Annotated in this window: 15 protein-coding genes; 11 read left to right on the forward strand and 4 right to left on the reverse strand. The window is 53.3% G+C overall.

Annotated features, from left to right (window positions below):
- Positions 1-43: 43 nt before the first annotated feature.
- The 3 genes from RIN67_RS03340 to RIN67_RS03350 all read left to right on the forward strand — a co-directional run bounded on the left by RIN67_RS03340 (position 44) and on the right by RIN67_RS03350 (position 2921).
- Complete coding sequence (locus RIN67_RS03340; RefSeq protein ID WP_264999453.1) at positions 44-1768, forward strand: phosphoenolpyruvate carboxykinase; 1725 nt, start codon at positions 44-46, stop codon at positions 1766-1768.
- Between the two features lie 18 nt (positions 1769-1786).
- Positions 1787-2029, forward strand: coding sequence for a hypothetical protein (locus tag RIN67_RS03345; RefSeq protein WP_264999452.1), 243 nt, complete (start codon positions 1787-1789; stop codon positions 2027-2029).
- 415 nt (positions 2030-2444) lie between these two features.
- Positions 2445-2921: a hypothetical protein gene (locus RIN67_RS03350; protein ID WP_264999451.1), complete on the forward strand. Its 477-nt coding sequence runs from the start codon at positions 2445-2447 to the stop codon at positions 2919-2921.
- A gap of 450 nt (positions 2922-3371) precedes the next feature.
- Here RIN67_RS03350 and RIN67_RS03355 read toward each other — a convergent pair whose 3' ends face one another.
- Genes RIN67_RS03355 through RIN67_RS03365 form a run of 3 tightly spaced genes read right to left on the reverse strand, consistent with a single transcriptional unit; the run spans position 3372 to position 6273 of the window.
- A complete protein-coding gene (locus RIN67_RS03355; RefSeq protein WP_264999450.1) occupies positions 3372-4337 on the reverse strand; it encodes an electron transfer flavoprotein subunit alpha/FixB family protein in 966 nt (321 codons plus the stop codon).
- Positions 4338-4350: 13 nt separating this feature from the next.
- Positions 4351-5139: an electron transfer flavoprotein subunit beta/FixA family protein gene (locus RIN67_RS03360; protein WP_024746665.1), complete on the reverse strand. Its 789-nt coding sequence runs from the start codon at positions 5137-5139 to the stop codon at positions 4351-4353.
- 12 nt (positions 5140-5151) lie between these two features.
- Positions 5152-6273, reverse strand: a complete 1122-nt coding sequence (locus tag RIN67_RS03365; RefSeq protein WP_264999449.1) for an acyl-CoA dehydrogenase family protein — start codon at positions 6271-6273, stop codon at positions 5152-5154.
- A gap of 401 nt (positions 6274-6674) precedes the next feature.
- Here RIN67_RS03365 and RIN67_RS03370 point away from each other — a divergent pair, with 401 nt between their 5' ends.
- From RIN67_RS03370 to RIN67_RS03405, 8 genes are all read left to right on the forward strand, one after another.
- Positions 6675-7703: an aldose epimerase family protein gene (locus RIN67_RS03370; protein WP_313826022.1), complete on the forward strand. Its 1029-nt coding sequence runs from the start codon at positions 6675-6677 to the stop codon at positions 7701-7703.
- A 21-nt stretch (positions 7704-7724) separates the two neighbouring features.
- Complete coding sequence (locus tag RIN67_RS03375) at positions 7725-9458, forward strand: phospho-sugar mutase (RefSeq protein WP_264999447.1); 1734 nt, start codon at positions 7725-7727, stop codon at positions 9456-9458.
- 320 nt (positions 9459-9778) lie between these two features.
- Positions 9779-10018, forward strand: a complete 240-nt coding sequence (locus RIN67_RS03380) for a hypothetical protein (protein WP_024746669.1) — start codon at positions 9779-9781, stop codon at positions 10016-10018.
- A gap of 49 nt (positions 10019-10067) precedes the next feature.
- Complete coding sequence (locus RIN67_RS03385; RefSeq protein WP_264999446.1) at positions 10068-11573, forward strand: glycoside-pentoside-hexuronide (GPH):cation symporter; 1506 nt, start codon at positions 10068-10070, stop codon at positions 11571-11573.
- 228 nt (positions 11574-11801) lie between these two features.
- Positions 11802-12971: a galactokinase gene (locus RIN67_RS03390; protein ID WP_024746671.1), complete on the forward strand. Its 1170-nt coding sequence runs from the start codon at positions 11802-11804 to the stop codon at positions 12969-12971.
- 83 nt (positions 12972-13054) lie between these two features.
- Positions 13055-14059: a UDP-glucose 4-epimerase GalE gene (gene galE, locus RIN67_RS03395; protein ID WP_024746672.1), complete on the forward strand. Its 1005-nt coding sequence runs from the start codon at positions 13055-13057 to the stop codon at positions 14057-14059.
- A complete protein-coding gene (locus RIN67_RS03400) occupies positions 14059-15525 on the forward strand; it encodes a UDP-glucose--hexose-1-phosphate uridylyltransferase (RefSeq protein WP_264999445.1) in 1467 nt (488 codons plus the stop codon). Before galE ends, RIN67_RS03400 begins: the two co-directional genes overlap by 1 nt.
- A 32-nt stretch (positions 15526-15557) precedes the next feature.
- The gene (locus RIN67_RS03405; protein WP_056944961.1) at positions 15558-16589 is read left to right on the forward strand and encodes a LacI family DNA-binding transcriptional regulator; all 1032 of its coding nucleotides are present in this window, start codon (positions 15558-15560) and stop codon (positions 16587-16589) included.
- Between the two features lie 248 nt (positions 16590-16837).
- On the opposite strand, the gene RIN67_RS03410 is transcribed toward RIN67_RS03405, so the two are convergent.
- Positions 16838-18790 carry a M13 family metallopeptidase gene (locus RIN67_RS03410; RefSeq protein ID WP_264999444.1) on the reverse strand — a complete coding sequence of 651 codons (1953 nt, stop codon included), beginning with the start codon at positions 18788-18790 and terminating at the stop codon, positions 16838-16840.
- Positions 18791-19107: the final 317 nt, after the last annotated feature.

The following is a 19107-nucleotide window of genomic DNA, read 5'->3' on the forward strand; positions in this document are numbered from 1 at the left end:
GGCTAAAATCATGACAAGGAAACGATAAGAGAGGGGCTTTTCTATGACAGAACCAGCAGCAATTGATTTACCAGCGTTTTACGCAAACCCAGACCGAAGTGTTGCCGTGCTGAATTACAACGCACGGTTTATTACCAGTATCTTTGATCTGGTCAATAGCGATGAGCTGGCCGCATTTATCAAACTTTTCTTGGATGAACAACAGACGCGAGTTCCCGAGGACGCCGATCCCGCTACCACCTTTAACCGGGTCGACGCAACGACCTATGTCGCAACGCTGAAGGGAATCTTGACCAATCAGCCCAACGTCTATGACCGTTATCCGGCTGCTGAGATTCTGGCTAGTATCGAAGACCTGTACTCGTACTACCGGTCCTATCTCCGGGTAGCCACGATGTCAACGCAACATAACGACGTGGTCTCAGCCGAGTTCATGACCATCGACCAGCACTTCAACGAGTTAGTGATTCGGTTATACCGGACAATTGAAGAGAAGCTGCAAGGCCACGCCAACCACGTTTACCGGCAGACCAGTGCCGCTTCGAGCGCCTGTGTCCTCTTGCAAAAGTTGGCTTGGCCGATGCCGGCGGGGTACGAAGCGTTAGGCAACATCCGCTTCTTGACCCGCTTGATGTTACGGCCACCAATGATGTTGCACACCAAGAGTAATAAGCGTAAGGGTCGTTTCACGGCCAGTCAGGTCAACCCGCTGACCAACTTTACCGGGGATGCGCGTGACTGGTACTGCTACCCCGCCAAGATTGGGACCAGCTTGGCTTACCTGTACTTCCACCGGGATTACCTGGCATCGGGGTTAGCTTTGGCCAACTTGTTCCAGCTAGCTGATGAGTCTGAAGTAACCGGGAAAAAGCCGGACCTGATTCTGCTGTTCGGGTCTCCCAGTGCGCAAGGCGATACCGATCCCGAGAACGGGCATTATTACTATGATGCCGCCAACCAGTTATATGTGGGTCAGGTTCCGTACAATGATCAGACCACGTACTTCGGGTACATGAAGAAGATCTGCCTGACGTTGCACAACTTGCATCAGATCGACCAAGGACGCTTGCCGATTCACGGGTCCATGGTCAAGATCACCTTCGCTAACGGGGTGGAGAAGACGGTGGTCTTCTTCGGCGACTCCGGAGCGGGGAAGTCGGAATCCATCGAGGCCCTACAGACGGTGGCTGACGAAAAGATTGCCAATATTGAAACGATTTTTGATGACATGGGCAGCTTCACGTTACAGCCGGGCGGCCAAGGCATCTATGCGCAAGGCACTGAAACGGGGGCCTTCGTTCGGTTGGATGATTTGAGTAGTGAAGTGGCCTTTAATAACATGGACCGGGGGATCTACATGAACCCGGAACAGAAGAATGCGCGGGTCATCATCCCGGCCAATACCTGGAAACGGGTCGTGGCCCATCACGAGATCGATATGTGGGTCTACGCGAACAACTACGATGATGCGGTGGGAATTCACCAGTTCACGGACCAGGCCGCAGCCAAAGCGACGTTCATTGCCGGCAAGCGTAAGGCACTGGGGACTACGGATGAAGTGGGGATGAGTACCACCTTCTTCGCCAACCCGTTTGGTCCCGTTCAAGAAGAGGCGGCGACCCGACCAATCATTGACGCGGTCTTTGACCAACTCTTTAAGGACCAGGTCTATGTGGGCGAAATCTACACGCACTTAGGCAACGACAAGTCCCAAGACAAGTTGAACGAGTCGGCCAAGGAACTCTTAGATGTCTTGATGCACCACTAGTAAAAAGGGGGGCGCACCATGGCTTACCTATCGACCCAAGATCAAGATTTGATTTTGCATATTCTTTTGCAGATCGACGACCCGGCCTACGTGGCCCATTTTCAAGATCCTAGTACGGAAGAGGCTTGGCTACAAGCCAATGAAGCGTTTATCCAGCACGACTTACAACGCTTCTTTCCCCCGACCATCGACACCGCCGATCCGGAGACCTGGCGCTATATTCGGGGCCAGCTCCTGCACGTGGCGGAGCGTGGTCATTAACGATTTTAGTCACTAGGCATAAATATCCTAAACGTAAAGGCATAGAAGTTACCTGTGAAGGTGCTTCTATGCCTTTACGTTTAGGCTGAGTTAACGCGTTAATACCCCGGACGTTGAATCTTTTAAGCAAATTTTTTCGCAATGGCTATTTTAATTTAATTATAATCTTTTTCTCATTTTGTAGCGTCTAGAGTTTTAAACTCGTAAAGCTGTAAATTCATGCTAAATGGTGAATAACGGTATGATTTTAGGCGGAATTTAAGAATGCAGCACTTTAAAGTCGAACACTTACTCATCTAAATGACAGATAATTTTAATTTGATGTAGTGTGTTGACATTAAAATCTAATAAAACTATAGTTTAAGCTATCGAGAGCAAATTGCCAACGATTTAAGGCCTTAGAGGAGGTGCTCATGTGAGAAGATTGAGACGATACTTTGTTAATTTAATACGAGGGACGTTAGCTTTATTGCTAATTTTCTTATGGAATATTCGAAGGGATGGCTCTCATTGGGTGATTCCAGTAACCTTCTTTACGGGATGGCTGATTATTAGCTGGCTGTTGTTCCCCGTATTACGAGAACGTTTTTCGAAATTATATGTTAAAAATGATGCGGGGATGACTTCATATAAGACCGCTGCATTAGCTGCCCATCAGGATGATATGCGGCAAAGTCACAAGGATAGAAGATGGACCTCGAACGGTGTAACGGTTAATCCTTGGGCGTATCAGTCAGGAAATACGCAGAGTACGGATGATATTTTGAATCCAATCTATTTGTTTTGTGAGCATCTTTTGATTTCAGTAGTTTTTATGTTGCTGGGGCCAGTGATATTGGTCGTGTCTATTTTGGTGAAGCAAGTGAGGAGGGGCGTTCTTCATACGAAATAGTGAATTACGGTTTCCGATACGGGATTTACGGTCTTTGGATACCTTTAAAGGATAGATATTTTTTACTAGTCCTAATCGCTGTTTCTTCGCTTTTGTTAGGGGTCCTTAATCCGCCGGTCCAATTGGTGATGGTCACCAAATTACCCGATAATATGATTGGGTTGATTAGGGGGCCTTTTACACGATTATTCAAGCAACGATTCCGCCGGGGCCTGCAATTTTCTCAGTGGTTGCCAACGTCTTATCACTAAATATTTCTTGGGGGTCTTTATTGACCTTCGATATGGTGGCGTTGTTTGGATTACTCAAGTTTAGGGGGGTCTAAAAAGCAGAAGGACAACTGAAACGTTCTTAGCCAGGTAGCGTAAAGGGCACATCTTCAATTGAAGATGTGCCCTTTACGAGTGGGTTAGATTTTACCCCAGCGTTTAAATTTGTTGTGAATGAAGATTAAGCGAACTGGCCCAGTAAAGCCGTCATAAAGGCTTGGGCGTCTCCCACGTAGCCGTAATCGGAAGCGGCGAAGATTGGGGCGTTCGGGTCACTGTTAACGGACACGATGGTCTGGGCGTCCTGCATCCCCACCAGGTATTGCACGGCGCCACTAATCCCGAAGTTTAGGATCAAGTCGGGGTGAATGGTGTTCCCACTTTGACCGATCTGGTCGTCGTGGGTGAACCGGTCCTGGTCGGTCAACGGCCGGGAGACACCGATGCGTCCGCCTAGTCGTTCGGCCAATTGGGTGGCGGCGTCGATGGTGGCGGCACTGGCTGCACCACGGCCTAAAGCGACCACGCGACTCGCGTCCCCCACAGTCGTAGCCGTGTTAACGACGGGCGTCGCAGTGGTCACGTGCAGGCGGGTAACGGGGTGGAAGGCGACCTTAGCCGTGGTCAGCTCAGCCCCGTTGGGTGTGGGTTGGGCCACGAAAGTGTTAGGCCGCACCGTTGCCATCTGGGGCCGCCGGTCAGGACAAATAATCTCACACATGATGTTGTCCCCGTAGGATGGCTTGGTGGCCACCAGGGTGTCGTCATCGAAACGCAGGTCCAGGCAATCGGCGGTCAGTCCCGTCTGTAACTTAGCCTGTAGCCGCGGCGCGATGGACCGACCAGTGATGGTGGCGCCAAATAAGACCGTGTTGGGCTGGGCCGCATCGACCAACTGCTTTAAGGCGTCCGCTAATTCGGCGTCAGTGGCCGTTGGGAAGCGGTCGTCGCGGACCACCCGAATCTCGTCGGGACCGTAAGTGGTCAGTTCATCTTCGAGGTGGTCAGTCGTGGCTTCCAAGAGGACGGCAACCACGTGGAACCGGTCACCGGCTAATTGGTTAGCTTTTGTAATGAGTTGTTGCGTAGTGGGTTCGATGTGGTCTAAGCGACGTTCAGCCACGACCCAGAGTTCTGGTTTAGACATTAACGGTTCCTCCTTAAAGTAATTGACGGTCCTTGAGGGCCTTGATCAGTTGACTAGCGGCTTCTTGAGGCGTCCCAGTCAGTGGCGTCAGTTCCCGCTTGACCGGCTTAGGGGCGTAGACCTTGGTAACGATGGTTGGCGACCCTGCTTGACCTAACCGACTGTCGTCGAGGTCTAAGTCATCGTGGTGCCAGATTGTCAGGGGCTTTTCGAAGCTCAGTTGAATATTGCGGGGCGTTGGGTAGCGGGGCGTGTTGAGCTCACTACGAACGCTGACCACGGCAGGCAATTGGGCGACTAGGGTTTGCTTGGTATCTTCCAGCAGCCGTTCGGCGGTCACTTCGTTGGGGCCGCTCAACCGTAACGTGGCTGCGTAAGTAATCTGAGGTTGTTGCAAGAATTCAGCGACGATGGGGCCCACTTGCCCGGTATCGGCATCGACGGCCTGACGACCGAAGATGACCAGGTCCACGTCACCGATTTTTTCGATGGCTTTGGCGATCACGTATCCGGTCGCGAGGGTGTCGGCTCCGGCGAAGGCCCGGTCGGAGAGCAGCACACCGGAATCGGCGCCCATGGCCATCCCTTCACGCAGGGATTGGGCGTAGTCGTCGGGTCCCATACTTAGGAGGACCACTTGGGCGTCGGTGGTTGCCTTGAACTGTAAGGCTTGTTCAACGGCGTTCTTATCGAAGGGGTTCATCACGCCAGCCAAGCCCCGTCGATCCAAGTTGTGGGTCTTAGGGTCGATGGTGACGTCGTTGGTTTCGGGAACTTGTTTGATGCAGACAACAATTTTCAAAGGGAAGACCTCCTATTTCTGAAATTCGGCAGTGGCGATGGCGGAACGCATCTTTTCGACGGTCCCTTCGGCGATTTCCATCGCCCGGGCATCCCGGATCAAGTGTTCAACGGGATATTCGCGACTGTAGCCGTAACCAGCTAAGATCTGTAGGGCGTCGTCGCCGGCAGCCACGGCCGCACGGGAGCCGTGGGCCTTAGCCATAGCGGCCTCCTCACTGTAAGGTTGACCAGCGGCCTTTAATTGGGCGGCCCGTTGGTATAAGAGCTTGGTGGTCTCCTTGCGCATCGCGATATCGGCGACCTTGCGGTGGGTGACCTGGAGTTCGGTCAACGGCTTGTCGCCGGCCTTCCGCTCCTTGGCGTAGTCGGTAGCGATCTTCAATTCGTGTTCCATAATGCCGGTCAGGACCGCGCCCATTAGGATCCGGGCGTCGTCGTGGGCGGAGTCCCCAATCAGGCCGCCGTCACCCAGGTGCCCCAATAAGTGGTCGTCGTCGACGATGATGTGGTCCATCACGATTTCACCCACGGGCGTTCCCCGTAAGCCGATGAAGTCTTCCCGTTTACCGAAGGAGAAGCCCGGCATGTCTTGGTCGACCACGAAGACGGAGAGTTGGTCCGGAGCGGTCTTGACCAGCACGCAGTAGACCTGGGCGAGCCCGCCGTTAGTAATCATGATCTTATCCCCGTTGATGACCCAGTGGTCGCCTTCCCGGGTCGCCGTTGAGCTGATGCCCATCGGGTTCGAGCCACCGCTAGCTTCGGTCATAGAAAAGGCGAAGATTCGCTGGTTAGCGGAAGGCAAGAGGGCTTGCTTAAGGGCGGGCGTGCCGAACTTCAGGATCTGATCGATGGTCTTGAAGTGACCTTCGAGGGTAACGGCCGTGCTGGCGTTGCCGCGAGCTAGGTGGTTCAGAACGGTGGCCGTCACTTCGGGACCGAATTCAGCGCCACCAAATTCTTGGGGCAGCATGAGGCCTAAGAAACCAGTCTCCGTTAACTTCTTCATGAAACCTTCTGGGTAGTCTTGCGCGGGGTCAATGGCCATGTCGAGCGGGGCGACCTCCCGTGCCGTGTAATCGTCGACCATTTGTAAAAGCAGCTTTTCAGCCGCGGTATTCCGGGTAGACATTGAGCATCCTCCTTATCGGGTGATATTTGGTTGTGTAAAATTGAACAAAAACGTGTTGCCTAGTATACAGAATAATCGCGTGATAAGTCCAGTAAAAGTCGCTAACTTTTTGTAAATAAATGGCGGGAGAGGCCCTTAAATTACAAATTAAGCGGTTAAGCTAGCGCTTTCATAGGACGTTATGGATTGTTCTGATTAGTTAATCCATATTAAAGGGTACTAGTGATGAAAGCTAGATTCCTTGATTTAAATCAAGAAACGAAAAGATTGTGGCGAAATCGACAAATGCTGGTAGGAAATTCGCGTGATAAAAGTTTTAGTTAATTTAAGGAAAAAATGGTACTTCGGGGGCGATTATTATACAATGAAACCGGATTCTTAAATTTGGAGGTGTCATTGTTATGCAAATTACACAAGAGGTGGCGGGGGAACTACACCACCAGACGGTGACCAAGTACGTCTTGACTAATGACCAGGGGACGCGTGCGGCGATTCTGACCTGGGGGGCCACGCTGCAGGAGTTTAGTGCCTTAGAAGATGGCCAGCGGCACCAACTGATCGTTCAGGAGCAGGACTTAGCGGCTTACGACCACAATCCGTATTATTTGTGCCAAGCCTTGGGTCGGGTCGCCGGGCGGATCGCCGGTGCCCAATTTGACCTCAATGGGCGGACGGTTCACTTGGATCCCAATGAGGCGCCGAACGCTAGCCACGGGGGTCCCCACGGTTTTACTTTTGTGAACTGGGCGGCCACCACGCAACAGACCGCAACGGCAGTCAGCGTGCAGTTGACCCACACCACCACCGAAGCGGCGGATAAGTATCCCGGGACCATGGCCACGACGATCACCTATACGCTGACCAACGATAATCAGTTGACCATCACCTTTACGGCGAAGAGTGATGCGCCGACGTTGTTCAATCCCACGATTCATACTTACTTTAACGTCACGGATGACCAGCACGACCTGAAGGACCAGTGGCTCCAGCTGAACAGTACCCACCGGCTGGCCTTGGATCAAGCCAAGATTCCAACGGGGGAGAAAGTGGCTTTGGCCGGAACCGGGTTTGATTTTCAGACCCCCCAAACGATTCAAGAAGGTTTAGCGAAATTGCAGAAGCATGGTATTGTAGAATATGATGACGCCTTTGAGGTCACGCCGAGTGCCACCACCCCGATTGCAACGGTGGGCGACACCACGGGTCACCGGGAAGTGCGGGTCTACTCTGATCGGAACGCGGTGGTGGTCTTTACGGCTAACCCGACTGATCCTAAACGCGCTGACCAGCGGGACTACAACGCCTTAGCGCTGGAGGCCCAGACGTTACCGGATGCGATTCACCACGCCGACTTTGGCGATGTGGTCTTACCCGCCCATCAGAGTGTGACGCATACGATTCGTTATCAATATGTTCGTCAATCAAATTAAACGTAAGGGAGAGATTCATTCATGAGTTGGCAAGAAAATTATGCCGTTTGGCAACAACAACCCCAGATGTTGCCGGAAGTTCGGCAGGCACTAGATGCCATGGCGGGGGATGACCAGGCCTTAGAGGCGGCCTTTAGCGGTCCCATGAGCTTTGGAACGGCTGGGATGCGGGGCGTCATGGGCCCTGGAATCGGCCAAATGAACGTCTACACGGTTCGGCAAGCGACTGAAGGCGTGGCCCGTTACTTAGATACGTTGGACGACGCCACCAAGCAACGCGGGGTCGCCATCAGCTTCGACTCCCGATACCATTCTACGGAATTCGCCCATGAAGCCGCTCGGGTCTTAGGGGCGCACCAGATTCCTAGCTACGTCTTCGATGACTTACGGCCAACGCCGGAACTGTCGTTTGCGGTCCGGCACTTGCACACGGCCATGGGGATCATGATCACGGCCAGTCACAACCCTAAGCAGTACAACGGGTACAAGATCTACGGTCCCGATGGGGGGCAGATGCCGCCTAAGGCTTCCGACATGATTACCAACTTCGTCCGTTCGGCCAAGGACGTCTTTGCCATCAAAGTGGCGGACGAACAAGACTTACGGGCGGCCAAGGTCATGCACATCATCGGTGAGAACGTGGACCAGGCCTACTTGGAAAACGTCACCAGTGTGACCATCAACCACCAGTTGATCGACCAAGTGGGGAAGACCATGAAGTTAATCTACACGCCGCTACACGGAACCGGGAAAGTAATCGGCGAGCGGGCGTTGCGTAAAGCAGGATTTGAGAACTTTACCATGGTGCCCGAACAGGCCATTGCGGACCCTGAATTCCCTACGGTCGACTTCCCGAACCCCGAATTCCCCGAAGCCTTTGATATGGCCATTGCCTTAGGGAAGAAGGAAGGGGCCGACTTGCTGGTCGCGACCGATCCCGATGCCGATCGACTAGGGGCTGCGGTTCGGCAACCTAACGGTGATTACCAACTCTTGACCGGGAACCAGATTGCCTCGATTCTGCTGGCCTACATCTTGAAGGCCCGGAAGCAAGCGGGTCAATTGCCGGCGAATGGACGGGTCGTAAAGTCCATCGTGTCGACCGAACTGGCCACCAAGATTGCGGCGGCTTACGGGGTCGAGATGAAGAACGTGTTGACCGGGTTCAAGTTTATTGCCGAACAGATTCACCAATACGAGACCACCCACGACCACACCTTCCTGTTCGGGTTCGAAGAAAGCTATGGCTACCTGATCAAGCCGTTCGTCCGGGATAAGGACGCCATCCAATCCACGGTTCTGTTGGCGGAAGTTGCGGCCGACTATAAGCAACGGGGGATGACCTTGTACGATGGCATCGAGGAACTGTACGCGACCTACGGCTACTACGCCGAAAAGACCACCTTTGAACAGTTCGACGGGGTCGATGGGGCTGACCAGATGGCCCACCTGATGAGTGAGTTCCGGGAGAACGCACCGCAAGACTTCGCGGGCACCCAGATTGATGCCGTGGAAGACTTTTCAACCGGTGTGAAGACCACGGCAGCCGGCCAGACCAGTTCGATCGACCTGCCTAAGTCGAACGTCTTAAAGTACTGGCTCAGTGATGAGACCTGGATCTGCATCCGGCCTTCCGGGACCGAGCCTAAGGTCAAGTTCTACATCGGGACCAGTGACCAGACGGCAGACGCAGCTCAAGCCCGGTTGGCGAAGTACGAACAAGCCCTGAAGGCTTACGTGGCTTCGGTCAACTAGGTTAAGGTTATCGCTGGCTAGTCAGAGTAGTTGAAAGTTAAGCGAAATCAAGGGTCATTTCAACGGATTTTCAAGTTGAAATGACCCTTTTTGTATGGCTAAATAATGGATTTACTAAAGTTTTTACTATTAAATTGCAACCGGTTGCAATGGTTCAATACCCCGTTTACAAAAGAATTTATGTAAACAATTGCACAATGAAAAAGGTTGCAACTCAGGGACAAGTCTCTTAGAATAGCATTTGTAAAGCGCTTACATTTACTTAAAATTTAGTAAGCCAGAACGATACCCATTAAACTGATTGAGAAGAGGGATTTCAGATGGCAAACGATAAGATTATGTTGGACCCGGCAGCCTTTGCCGCGGCTGTCCTGGGTGGTAACGCCCAACGGCCAGATGAAGAAAACAAGTTGTACATCAAGCGGCAACTCACGTTATACTTAGAAGCCACGCTGTTGGCTCAAGATTTTAACAATCTAGAAGAGTCGCGCTTTGATATGGCGAAGACCCAGAAACGCAATGAGGTACTCTCCAAGATTATTGAACGGCGCTACCATTAAGCCGTTTGGCGGTGGGCGTTACGACTAGATGAAAGGTGTGACAAGGACCATGAATCAGATTAAACAGTATGCGTCTTATGCGTTTGGGGCGTTCGGTCATGATGCATTCTACGCAACATTAAGTACTTATTTTCCTATCTTTGTAACCAGTGTGCTTTTTACCTCGAAATCGAATTCGGCGACCATGATTGGGGCCGTCAGTGCGATGCTGGTGGTGATTCGGATTCTCGAAATTGCCTTTGACCCCATGATCGGTGGGGTCGTGGACAACACCCGGACCCGCTGGGGCAAGTTCAAGCCGTGGCTCTTAGGCGGTGGCTTGGTCAGTGCCGTGGCCTTGATGTTGATCTTTACCAGCTTAGGTGGTTTAGCGGACCAGAACGATTTGGTTTACCTGATTGTCTTTGCGGTGATCTTCATCGTGTTGGATGTCTTCTATTCCTTTAAAGACATCGCGCTGTGGTCCATGTTGCCAGCGTTGAGTGTGGACTCGAATACGCGGACCAAGTTCGGGACAATTGCCCGGTTTGGCTCTACGCTAGGGGCCCAAGGGGTCATCATTGTGGTGATGCCCCTGGTTTACTTCTTCTCCCAGAAGCTTTCTGGGACCACGGGGAACGGACAGACCCGGGCCGGTTGGTTAGGCTTCGCGGCGGTCATTGCGTTGATTTCCTTCTTAGGGGCCTGCACCGCAGCCTTCGGGACGCACGAGCAGAAGAACCTGATTCGGGAGAACACCGAAAAGACCCGGTTACGCGACGTCTTTAAAGCCATCGGTGAGAACGACCAGCTGATGTGGTTAGGGTTATCCTACTTTATGTTTGCGTTAGGTTACGTCATCACCAATTCGTTGTTGCTGTACTACTTCCGTTACGTGATTGGTCAACCTAAGGCCTACAGTATCGTGGGGGTCATCACCGCGATTTTGGGGATTGTTTCCGTGATCTCGTTCCCGTTCTTAGTGAACCTGATCAAGCGGCGCGGCGTCTACATTGGCGGTATCTGCATGATGTTAGTGGGGTACCTCCTCTTCTTGTTCGCCGGGACTAACGTGCCACTGGTTCTGTTGGCGATTGCCATCTTCTTCTTCCCATACCCATCCGTGTTCTTGGCAGCGTTGATGACCATCACCGACAGTGTGGAATACGGACAATGGAAGAACGGGACGCGGAATGAATCCGTGACCCTAGCCGTTCGCCCGTTGATCGATAAGTTAGCCGGAGCATTTGCCAACGGTATCGTGATGTTGGCGGCCCTACAATCCGGGATGACGGGGAACGCGAAGCCGAGTGACATCACCAGCGGCGGCTTGTTGCAGTTCAAGATGTTCATGTTCTATATTCCGATTATCCTGATTATCTTAGCTGCTGTGGTTTACGCCAAGAAGATTTCGTTATCCGAAAAGCGCCACGCCCAGATCGTGGACGACTTGGAAAAGAAGTTGCGGGCGGCTAAGGCGGCTGGTCAGGTGATTGGCGACCAGGACGAGCCACAAACGGCGACGCCTGCTCAGGCCAAGCTCACTACGGCTAACGGACTTAAGACCGACCACTAAATGAGTGAAGAAAAGTTCCGGGACAGAGTGCCTGGAACTTTTTTAATGGAACGGAGGCCACGCTGTTTTGGGAACGTTCCGGGGAAGGTTAGAGACAACCCGATAAGGAATAACTGAAAAAGAGCGTTTAAATGAAAACGGTTTATTTTTAATTGACAGGGGCCTATTCCGGCCGTATACTAAAACTACAGTAAAAGTTTACTAAAAAACTAGAAGGAGTTAATCGTCATGGACTTTGCGAGCCTTGCTACTGAATACCAACAACAATTTAACGCTAAACCAGAACGGGTTTTCTTTTCGCCCGGTCGGATCAACTTAATCGGTGAATATACCGACTTCAACGGTGGGCACGTCTTCCCGGCGGCCATCAGCCTGGGGACGTTCGCTGGCTTTACTAAGCGTTCTGACCGGACGGTGCGGATGTATTCCGCCAACCTGCCCCAAGCCGGCGTGATTGAATTTTCGTTAGATGATCTTAGCTTTGACAAAGCCGCCAACTGGACCAACTACTTTAAAGGGATGTTGTTCGAATTGGGTAAGCAGGGCAAGCAGATCGACCAAGGCTTTGACCTCTTCGTTCACGGCAACTTGCCTGACGGTTCCGGCTTATCGTCCTCCGCGTCCGTCGAGATGTTGATGGGTGAGATCCTATTGAAGGCTTACGGTATGGCGATTTCTCGGGTCGATTTGGTTAAAGTTGGCCAGCAAGTCGAAAACGACTACCTAGGGCTGAATACCGGGATCATGGACCAATTCGCCGTGGGGATGGGCAAGAAAGACCAAGCCATTCTCCTGGACACTAACACCTTAAAGTATGAATATGCGCCGGTGAAGATGGACGGTTACGTGGTGGTCATCATGAACACCAAGAAGCGGCGAGAACTCACGGACTCGAAGTATAACGAGCGGCGGTCACAATGTGAAGAAGCCTTGCGGCGGTTGCAGACCAAGTTAGACATTCAGACCTTGGGTGATTTGGACCAAGACCAATTCGACCAGAACAGCTACCTGATCAACGATGACGTGTTGATCAAGCGCGCTCGACACGCGGTGATTGAGAACCAACGGACGCTGAAGGCTTACCAGGCCTTACAAGATAACGACCTGGTCACCTTCGGGAAGTTGATCAACGCCTCCCACGTTTCGCTCCATTACGACTTTGCCGTAACCGGGAAGGAACTGGATACGTTGGTTGAGACCGCTTGGCAACAGCCTGGTGTGTTGGGTGCTCGGATGACGGGAGCCGGCTTCGGTGGCTGTGCCATCGCCATTGTGAAGGAAGCCAACGTGGATGCCTTCGAACAAGCCGTTGGTCAGGTCTACCAAGACACTATCGGCCATCCCGCAGAATTCTACATTGCCCACTTAGACGATGGTCCACGGGAATTAACCAAGTAAAATTATCGTCCGGGTGCGCGTTAGGTCGCTGATCCTGGACGGTCAATGAAAATGTTTCGCAGAATAAGAGGAGGAATTGGATTATGGCAGTTTTAGTTTTAGGTGGCGCTGGTTACATTGGTTCTCACGCCGTTGATCGGTTGATTGCAAAGGGCTACGACGTGGCTGTCGTGGATAACTTAGTCACGGGTCACCGTGCAGCCGTGAACCCTAAGGCACGGTTCTATCAAGGCGACGTTCGGGATCAAGACTTCCTGAACCGGGTCTTTGACCAAGAGGATATCGAAGGGGTGATTCACTTTGCCGCCTTCTCTGTGGTTCCTGAATCCATGGAAAAGCCGTTGAAGTACTTCGATAACAACACGGCGGGCATGGTGTCCTTGCTGGAAGTCATGAATCAGCATAACGTCAAGAAGATCGTCTTCTCCTCGACGGCGGCAACCTATGGTGAACCCAAGCAGATTCCGATTAAGGAAACGGACCCCCAGATTCCAACCAACCCTTATGGCGAAAGCAAGTTAATGATGGAAAAGATCATGCACTGGGCGGACCTGGCTTACGGCATCAAGTTCATCGCACTGCGGTACTTCAACGTGGCTGGGGCCAAGCCAGATGGCAGCATTGGTGAAGACCACCATCCTGAGACCCACCTGGTTCCCATCATTTTACAAGTCGCTGCTGGTGAACGGGATGAGTTGTCCATCTTTGGTGACGATTACCCAACCAAGGACGGGACCAACGTCCGGGACTACGTTCACGTGGTCGACTTAGCGGATGCGCACATCTTAGCGCTCGAATACCTGAAGGCGGGTCATGACAGTGACGCCTTCAACTTAGGGTCCTCGACAGGCTTCTCCAACAAGGAAATGCTGGAAGCAGCCCGGAAAGTCACGGGTAAGCCAATTCCAGCCAAGATGGCTCCCCGCCGGGCGGGTGACCCAAGTACGTTGATTGCAGCCAGTGATAAGGCCCGCAAGGTCTTGAACTGGAAGCCACAGTTCGACAACGTGGAAGACATCATCGCCACGGCTTGGAACTGGAAGCAGACGCACCCAGAAGGCTACAATGATCGGCAGGCGACCAAGTAATGACACCGGATACCTTGCACAAGTTCTTAGCAGCAATCGTGACGTCACCATCGCCGTACACCGCTTTGGACCGGCAGTACGTTGAGAACCGGATTTACGCGTTGATTGGTGACGGCGCGACCCAGCAAGCAACGGGGGAGGACCCGATTGATCTGGTCAACGCTTTAGTGGCCACGGCGATCGACCATCACAAGATTAACGACACGCCCAGTGAGCGTGAAATCTTGGAGGCCCAGTTAATGGACCTGATGACGCCGCTACCGTCAGCGTTGAACCGTGGCTTCTGGGACCGGTATCAGATCAGTCCCAGTGCCGCGACCGACTGGTTCTACCAGTTGAGTCGGGCGAACAATTACATTAAGACGCGCAACATTGCGCGCAACGTGGTGTTTGACGCCCAGACGGCAGCTGGTAAGCTGGAAATCACCATCAACTTATCCAAGCCCGAAAAGGATCCTAAGGCGATTGCGGCAGCCCGGAACCAACCTAAGACGGGTTACCCGTTGGACCAACTCTGCATGACTAACGAAGGGTACTTGGGGCGGTTAGGGTACCCTGCCCGGAGCAATCACCGCATCGTACGGTTGACCCTGGGTGGTGAGACTTGGGGCTTCCAATACTCGCCGTACGCCTACTTTACGGAGCACGCCATCTTCTTGTCCCAGGAACACCGGCCAATGAAGATCGACCAACACGCCTTTACCAACTTGCTGGAAATCGTGCGTCAGTTCCCGACCTACTTTGTCGGCAGCAACGCGGACCTGCCCATCGTGGGGGGCTCGATGCTCAGTCACGACCACTATCAGGGCGGTAAGCACACCTTCCCGATGATGCAGGCGCCGTTGGACCGGGAATTCGACCTAGACGTTCCTGGCGTTACGGCGGGCGTGGTTCAGTGGCCGATGACGGATCTGCGGTTGCGGGGGGCCAAGCCAGAGAACTTGGTCAACGCGGCTGTGAAGATCATGGCCCACTGGGTCGACTATTCTGATGAAAGCGTGGACGTACGGGCCTATACGGACGGGACGCGCCACCACACCATCACGCCGATTGCCTACCGTGACGGGAAGGACTTCGTGTTGGACCTGGTCTTACGGGATAACCAGACCTCGGACCAGTATCCAGACGGCATTTTCCACCCGCACCAAGACGTTCAACATATTAAGAAGGAAAATATCGGGTTGATCGAAGTCATGGGACGGGCCATCTTGCCGGCACGGTTAAAGGCGGAAATGGCGGAAGTGACCAAGTACTTGGTGGATCAACCTAATCAAATGGCAGAGATGCACCGGGACTGGGCGGACCAGCTGAAACAAACCCACCAGATCACGCCGGACAACGTGACGACCATTTTGCATCAAGCGATTGGGGACGTCTTCGCTCGGGTCTTAGCCGACGCGGGGGTCTTCAAGCGGGATGCGCAGGGTCAAGCGGCGTTGGACCGGTTCTTAAGCCGGCTCGTTTAACCAGAACCCAAGGATAAGAGGAGATGAGAATGATGGCAGCAACTTTGAAAGACATTGCCCAGAGCGTAGGTGTCTCGTTGGCCACCGTCTCGCGGGTCTTGAATTACGACCGGACGCTATCGGTCAGTGAGCACACACGAAAGCAGATTTTTGAAGTCGCCGAGAACTTGAACTACACCAAGTTGAAGCGGCGCCCGACAATGCCTGACAAGCAGTTGAAGATTGCCATTGTTCAGTGGTATTCCCAGACCAAGGAATTAGACGACCTGTATTACATGTCCATTCGCTTGGGCCTTGAGAAGCGGGGCGAACAGCGCCACTTCTTGACCATGCGGACGTTCCAAAACGACTTGTCGGCCATCGACCCGGATGTCGATGCGATCATTGCGATTGGGAAGTTTAGCCCGCAGCAGGTCGCGGATTTAGCCCGGTTAACGCCGAACTTGGTCTTTGTGGACCACGACCAACTCTGTCACGGCTACGATAGTGTCGTGACGGACTTCGAGTTCGCCGTCAGACAGGTGGTGGACTTCTTCTGGCAACAGGGCCAGCACCGGATTGGCCTGTTACACGGGACGGAATGGACTACCGATAAGCAATTGGAGGTGGTCGATCCGCGGTTGAAGGCCTTTCGGCAGGCCATGCAGGCCCGGGATGCTTATGACCCGGACCTGGTCTTTGCAGGGGACTACACCAACCAGTCGGGGTACCAGCAGATGAAGCGGGCTATCGACCAGCTGGGGGACCAGTTACCGCAGGCCTTCTTCGTGACCAACGACCCCATGGCGGCGGGCGCGTTAAAGGCGCTTCGGGAGGCCCAGATTCAGGTTCCCGAACAGGTCAGCCTGATTGGATTCAACGATACCACGATTGCCAAGTACGTCTTCCCCGAGTTGAGTACCGTGCACGTCAACACGGAACTTCTAGGCTCAACGGCGGTCGATCTGATTGAGAATCGGTTGCAGACCGGTCGGACTACGCCCCAGCGGGTGACGGTCGGCACGGAGTTGATCCTCCGGGAAAGTACGCAGGCGACTCCAGCTTCGGCAAAAACAACTAAGTAACGTAACGTTAAAAAGGCGTCAATGGCCGTGACCGGTCATTGACGCCTTTTTGTGGTGAACTACCCCGGGAGAAAAGCATTGCCCGGAGACACGTTGTGAGCCGCTTCTGGAGGGGGAGAGAGCCTCGGGGGTAGAAAAAAGGAGCTTGGGACAAAGCGCCCAGGCTCCTGATATTCTTAACGATAACGCTACGGTGCTGAAACGGGCGACCAAAGGCAGCCAGCTCCGCTTAACCCCTCTTTAGCAAATTACCAGATCTTCACCCGTTTTTCCGGTGCGAGGTACATCCCATCGCCGGGTTGAACGTTGAAGGTGCTGTAGAAGTCGTCCAGGTTCTTGACCTGCACGTTGGCCCGCAAACGGTTAGGTGCGTGGACGTCGATCGACAACAGGAGTTGCATGTATTCGGTCGTGGACTTCATCCGCCAGATTTGGGCCCAGTTGACGAAGAATTCCCGCAGGTTGATTACGTCCGCGGATTTGGCGGCTTCGAGGGCACAGCTCAAGCCCCCGGCATCGGCGATGTTTTCGGAGACGGTCAGCTTACCGTTGACTTTCTGACCCGCAAACGGAATGCCGTCGAATTCGGCGATCATGGCCTTGGAGAGGTCCTTGAAGTGGGCTAAATCAGCGTCGGTCCACCAATTGTTCAGGTTCCCGAACTCGTCGAATTGCGCCCCGTTATTGTCAAAGGCGTGGGAGATCTCGTGGGCCATTACGGCGCCGATGCCCCCGTAGTTCTGGCTGCTGGTTTGCTTCAAGCTGTAGAACGGTGCTTGTAAGATGGCAGCCGGGAAGACGATTTCGTTGTTAGATGGGGAGTAGTACGCGTTGACCGTGTTGGCACTCATGTCCCAACGCTTACGGTCGACGGGTTTCCCCCAGTGACTGAAGTTATCCGCGATGGCCAGCTCGTCGAAGCGTTGCGTGTTGGCGAACAGAGAGGCATCGGTGTCGACCGTGTACTTCGCGTAGAGCGGGTCGATCTTGTCGGGGTAGCCGACCTTGATGGTCAGTTTCTGCAACTTGACGATGGCCTTCCGCCGGGTTTCAGCGCTGAGCCAGTCGTTGTTCTTCAACCGGTTTTGGTAGACGCCGGCCATTTTAAGAACCATTTCGCGGACGTCGGCCTTAGCCGCTTCCCCGAAGTAGCGCCGGCCGTAGTAATCGCCGACGACTTGGTCGAAGTAGGTCGTGGCTAACCGGTAAGCGGACTTGGCCTGTGAACGGGCTTCCTTTTGCCCGGACAACGCCCGACCGTAAGTCCCACCGACTTGCCGGAAGTCTTCGGATAAGACACCGCTAGCGGCGATGACGGTCTTGACCAGCATCCAGCTCTTGACTAGTGGGAAGTTGGCTTCAGCTAAGAGGTCACCCACGGCGTCGAAGTAGGTTGGTTGTGGCAAGATGACCGTTTCGGGCGCGTCGTGGATCAAGTCCTTTAAGGCGGCGGTCAGGTCGAGCTTGTCAGTCGCCGCATCCACGGTAGCCAGTGGCCGCGGGTTGTACATCTTCACGTAGTCCGCAGCTTCTTCGGAGGACTTGACGTGGGGGGCAATCAACGCATCGAACTGCTTGGTCTGTTCGACCATCTTAGCCGCCGCGTCCTGGTCATAGCCGACCATGGTCAGGAGTTTCGTGGCCATCTGAGTGTAGACGGGCAGTAATTGCTTAGCCGCTGGGTTGTCCTTAGCGTAGTAGGTCTTGTCCGGAAGAATCAGGCTGGGAGCGTCGACGTACAGAGCGTACTTGCTGGTGTCCTTCATGTCGGGATTAATGCCGATTTGGATGGGCGCCGGTAAGCCGGCCCGGTACCAGTCGGCTAACTGGGCGTTGAGGTCCGCGAAGCTCTTTAAGTTTTCAATCTTGGTTAAGAATGGTTTCAGGGGAGTCGCACCGTCAGCGTCCCGTTTGGTGAAATCACGACTCATGGCGTAGAATTTCTTGAACTCGCCCATTTCGGCGTTGTCGGGCTTGAGATTCCCGGCTAAGAGGTCGGCAAAATCATGCATCAGAGTCTTTTCGATGCCGTCGACTAGGTCCATGAAGCCACCGGTCGATGAATGGTCACCAGGGATGGTGGCTTGTTCTTCCCATTTACCGTTAACGGCAGCGTAAAGGTCTTGGTTCAACTGGCTGTCGTCAACGGGGAAATCAGCGTGACTAGCGGTCACGTTGTTGGCAAAGTGATTGAAACGCATAGGAAAATTCCTCCTTATAAAAACGATGTTAGTCACAGGTTAACCCTTTTTAGGTGAAAAGGGAATTTTTTTATCATTAAAATCTCATAAAACAGGGGTTTTTCGCTTGAGCAAACGGTTATGGTTGGATACCCACGGCGTTCTGGCCTCGGTTGGTCGCCCGGTAAGGCGATGGGAACGGTATAAAAAACGGGATCCCCAGTTGAATTGAGGATTCCGTTGATTGGTAAACGTCGCGTTAGTCTTGAGAAGCTTGGTGCCGTTCCCGTAAGACTGGCCGGTGGAACTTCGGCCGGTTACGATCCCAGACCGCTAGA

The organism is Levilactobacillus namurensis, assembly GCF_032197885.1.
GTDB lineage: Bacteria > Bacillota > Bacilli > Lactobacillales > Lactobacillaceae > Levilactobacillus > Levilactobacillus namurensis_A.